The organism is Marinomonas sp. AWM4_232, from assembly GCF_056158325.1.
Genome location: NZ_JBSWTA010000007.1, coordinates 1 through 4,235, shown reverse-complemented (window position 1 = coordinate 4,235; position 4,235 = coordinate 1). Strand labels below are relative to the sequence as shown.

The following is a 4,235-nucleotide window of genomic DNA, read 5'->3' as shown; positions in this document are numbered from 1 at the left end:
CAAGGGCCTGCCCATTTTCCAGAATGTCTCGCTGCCGTCGCTCAAGGAAACCTCGCGCAAGGGGTTCCTGCAGCTTGCGGAGGAATTCAAGCTGGCCCGCGACTACACGCGGCGGCTGGACTTGCGCGCAGCAGCTCTTGACCAGGATATCGGCGAACTGTCCGGCGGCAACCAGCAGAAGGTTGTCATCGCCAAATGGCTTGCGACCAAACCTCGGGTGATCATCCTGGACGAACCCACCAAGGGCATCGACATCGGGTCCAAGGCCGCGGTGCATGAATTCATGGCGGAACTGGCCGCCGAAGGTCTGGCGGTCATCATGGTGTCGTCCGAAATTCCGGAAATTCTCGGCATGTCCGACCGGGTGATTGTCATGCGGGAGGGGCGTATCGCCGCCGAATTTGAAGGCGCTGACCTGTCGCCGGAACATCTGGTGCGGGCGGCTGCCGGCATCACGGAGGTGCGCACATGATCCGCTCGCTGATGAAATCGCGCGAGACCATTCTCGCCGGAGCTATCCTGGTTCTGGTGCTGGCCATCGCCACCCGCTTTCCCGGCTTCGTCGCGCCGTCCAACCTGGCGAATGTCTTCAACGACACGGCTCCGCTGATCATTCTGGCCCTCGGCCAGATGGTGGTGATCCTCACCCGGTGTATCGATCTGTCGGTTGCCGCCAACCTTGCGCTCACCGGCATGGTGGTTGCCATGCTCAACATGGCGATGCCCGGTCTGCCGGTGCCGGTTATCCTGGCCCTGGCGATCTGTCTTGGGGCCTTGATGGGGCTTGCAAACGGACTGCTTGTCTGGAAGCTGGATATTCCGCCCATTGTCGTCACCCTTGGCACCATGACCATCTACCGGGGCATCATCTTCGTCATTTCCGGCGGGGAGTGGATCAACGCCCATGAGATGAGTGACGCCTTCAAGGCCTTCCCGCGTGAGGTCGTGCTCGGTCTGCCGGTTCTGTCGTGGATAGCGATCGCCGTCGTGATCGGGTTCATCGTTCTGGTCGGGCGAACACCACTTGGCAGGGCTTTCTTTGCCGTTGGCGGCAATCCGCACGCGGCGGTCTATACGGGCATCAATGTCGGCCTCACCCAATGCGCGGCCTATGTCATTTCCGGCGCGCTTGCCGGCCTCACCGGCTATCTCTGGGTTGCCCGCTATGCCGTTGCCTATGTCGATATCGCAGGCGGTTTCGAACTTGAGGTGGTCGCGGCCTGTGTCATCGGCGGTATCTCGATTGCCGGCGGCATCGGGTCTGTCGGCGGGGCTCTGCTCGGTGCGCTGTTCCTCGGTATCGTCAAGAACGCCCTTCCGGTGATCAATATCTCGCCCTTCTGGCAACTCGCGATTTCCGGCAGCGCGATCATCATCGCCGTAGCCTTCAACGCCACGTCCAACCGGACCAAGGGCCGGGTGATCCTGAAAAAAGCGGAGCACGCAGCATGAGCCTCGCCACCCCAGACACCGGCGCGCAGGGGCGTCAAATTCCGGACAGGCTGAAGTCGCCGCTGCAGCGGTTTCTGGTGAGCTGGGAACTGCTTTTGCTGGTGGTCGCCGTCGCCGTCTTCACGCTGAACAGCTTTGCCTCGCCTTATTTCCTCGACCCGTGGAACCTCTCCGACGCGACCTTCAATTTCACCGAAAAGGCGATGATCGCCTTTGCAATGGGGCTATTGATCATTTCCGGCGAGATCGACCTTTCGGTTGCCTCGATCATTGCACTTTCGTCAACGGCCATGGGCTTTGCCGTCCAGATGGGGGCCGATACGCCGGTTCTGGTGTTGATCGGCCTCGGCACAGGGCTGTTGTGCGGTGCCTTCAACGGCTTCCTGGTGACCGGCTTCGGCCTGCCGTCCATCGTTGTGACCATCGGCACCATGAGCCTGTTCCGCGGCATTTCCTATATCGTGCTCGGCGACAAGGCCTACACCGGCTATCCGTCCGACTTTGCCTTTTTCGGTCAGGGCTACGTCTGGTGGGTGATCTCTTTCGAGTTCGTCCTGTTCGCTCTGCTGGCCATCGCTCTATTGCCTGTCATCCTGCATCAAGACGAACTTTGGCCGCGCGGTCTATATCGTCGGCAACAACCCTGTCGGCGCCAGCTTTTTTCCGGTATTCGCGTGCCGCGGGTCAAATTCGTCACTTTTCCTGCTCACGGGGCTTATGTCCGGTGTTGCCGCCATCTGCCTGACCTCGCGCCTCGGGGCGACAAGACCATCGATTGCTTTCGGCTGGGAGCTTGAGATCGTGACAATGGTGGTGCTCGGCGGCGTGTCAGTATCCTCGGCGGCTCGGGCTCCATCCCCGGCGTGGTGATCGCCGCCTTCGTCATGGGGCATGGTCACCTTCGGGCTCGGGCCTGCTCAACGTGCCGGGCATCGTCATGTCGATCTTCATCGGCGCTGCTGCTGATCGCCGTCATCGCCCTGCCGCGCATCGCCCACCGGGTTCTCGCAAAGCGGAAGGCGCTGAACCATGGAGAAATATGCCTTCAAGCATGGAGCTCAACCCCGGCATGGCAGCCGAAGAGTACCGGAACGCCGCCATGACGCGATCTGGCCCGAACTGGCCGCCTTGCTGAAAGACGCGGGCGTCGAGCGACTACTCGATCCACCTCGACCCCGAGACCGACCATCCTCTTCGGCGTGCTTTGGCGGTGCGAGGATGGCCACGAGTATGGACGCGCTGCCGCAGCACCGAGGTCATGCAGCGCTGGTGGGCGCATATGGCCGATATCATGGCAGACCAACCCCGACAACGAACCAGCTGGCCGTGCCGCTCGCAACCGATGTTTCATCATGCCATTGAGCGTTGGCGGAACCGCTCCACGCCGTGTCGCCGTCATGGGACATCGGCAAGACCAACGCCAAGCTGGCCTTGGTCGATATGCAGAGCCTCGTCCGAGATCGCCGTCCGGACGCGCCCCAACACCGTCCGGACGGACGGCCGCCCTATCCGCATTACGACATCGACGGGCTATTGGGAGTTTCATGATGCGAGGGGCTGAGCGGCGCTGCACAAGGCCGAGCAGGGGATCGACGCGCTATCAGCATCACCACCCATGGCGCCTCGCTGGCGTTCTGCTGGACAGCGCCGGGGAACCTTGCCTGCGCCGGTGCTGGATTACGAACACACCGGTCCCGGACGATCTGGCCGACGCCTATGACGCCATCCGGCCCGGACTTTGCCCGGAACCGGCTCGCCGCGGACTGCCGCATGGGGCTCAATGCCGGGGGCGCAGCTGCATTGGCTGCTGCAAACGGAGACGGGCCTGCGTGACCGGCTGGCGCACGGTGGTGACCTATCCGCAGTATTGGTCGGGCCGGCTCACCGGCGTGCTTTCGCTGCGAGTATGACCTCGCTTGGCTGTCACACCGATCTGTGGATGCCGCGTCCGAGGACGGGCTTTTCGCTCGCTGGTCGACGGCGCTCGGGCTCGAGGGGAAGATGGCGCCCGTGCTCAATCATGCCAGCGACTGCGTCTCGGGTCACATCCTGCCGCAGATCGCCGCCCGCACCGGGCTTGCCGCCGGACACCCCCGTCGACTGTCCGGCATCCACAATTCCAACGCCTCGCTGCTGTCCGCATCTGCGCAGCCTGCCGACAGCCTCCGTTTGCGGTGGTCTCCACCGGGACATGGGTGATCTCGCATGGCGGTGGGGGGGCGGCCGGATAGCGCCTCGATCCGGCGCGCGATCATGCTGATCAACGTCAACGCTTTCGGTGATCCCGTGCCTTCGGCAAGGTTCATGGGGGGACGTGAGTTCGACATGATCCTGAAGGGACGTGAAAAGGGCTGTTCGGAAGAACAGATTGATACCGTGCTTTATCGCGAGATCATGCTTTTTCCCGCTGTCGACCCACGTTCCGGCCCTTTCCAGGGCAGCGAGTATCACTGGAGCGTGGATGAGACGGTCCTGACCGACGGCGAATGCTTTGCGGCTTTGTCCTTCTATCTGGCGCTGGTGACGGCAGAGCGCCTGGCGATGACCGGAGCAGAAGGTCCAATTGTTGTGGAGGGGCCGTTCGCGCAAAACGGGCTTTACCTTGACATGCTGGAGGCTGCGACCGGGCGGCCGGTTGAAGCATCGGCTGGGTCGCTCACCGGAACCAGTATCGGCGCCGCGTTGCTGGTGGCGGAGGGTGATACTGAAAAACGGCCGCAGGCTGGCCCACGCGGAAGCGGCGGCCAACGTCTCTCTCGGCTGAAGCAATACGCTGGGAAGGT

The 4,235-nt window shown here is 62.6% G+C and carries 4 protein-coding genes and 2 pseudogenes; all 6 read left to right on the top strand.

What is annotated here, in order from left to right:
* The coding region (locus ACXAC1_RS19930; protein ID WP_475063958.1) for an ATP-binding cassette domain-containing protein at positions 1 to 472 on the top strand (472 nt) is incomplete at its 5' end.
* Positions 469 to 1,452: an ABC transporter permease gene (locus ACXAC1_RS19925; RefSeq protein WP_055655090.1), complete on the top strand. Its 984-nt coding sequence runs from the start codon at positions 469 to 471 to the stop codon at positions 1,450 to 1,452. The genes ACXAC1_RS19930 and ACXAC1_RS19925, both read left to right, overlap by 4 nt.
* Positions 1,449 to 2,039 (top strand): annotated as a pseudogene (locus ACXAC1_RS19920) (ABC transporter permease); the annotation flags it as partial. The gene ACXAC1_RS19925 and the pseudogene ACXAC1_RS19920, both read left to right, overlap by 4 nt.
* Complete coding sequence (locus tag ACXAC1_RS19915; RefSeq protein ID WP_475063961.1) at positions 2,038 to 2,322, top strand: ABC transporter permease subunit; 285 nt, start codon at positions 2,038 to 2,040, stop codon at positions 2,320 to 2,322. The pseudogene ACXAC1_RS19920 and the gene ACXAC1_RS19915, both read left to right, overlap by 2 nt.
* 292 nt (positions 2,323 to 2,614) lie before the next feature.
* Positions 2,615 to 3,013: a hypothetical protein gene (locus tag ACXAC1_RS19910; protein ID WP_475063960.1), complete on the top strand. Its 399-nt coding sequence runs from the start codon at positions 2,615 to 2,617 to the stop codon at positions 3,011 to 3,013.
* A 692-nt stretch (positions 3,014 to 3,705) separates the two neighbouring features.
* A pseudogene (locus tag ACXAC1_RS19905) lies at positions 3,706 to 4,235 on the top strand (hypothetical protein); the annotation flags it as partial.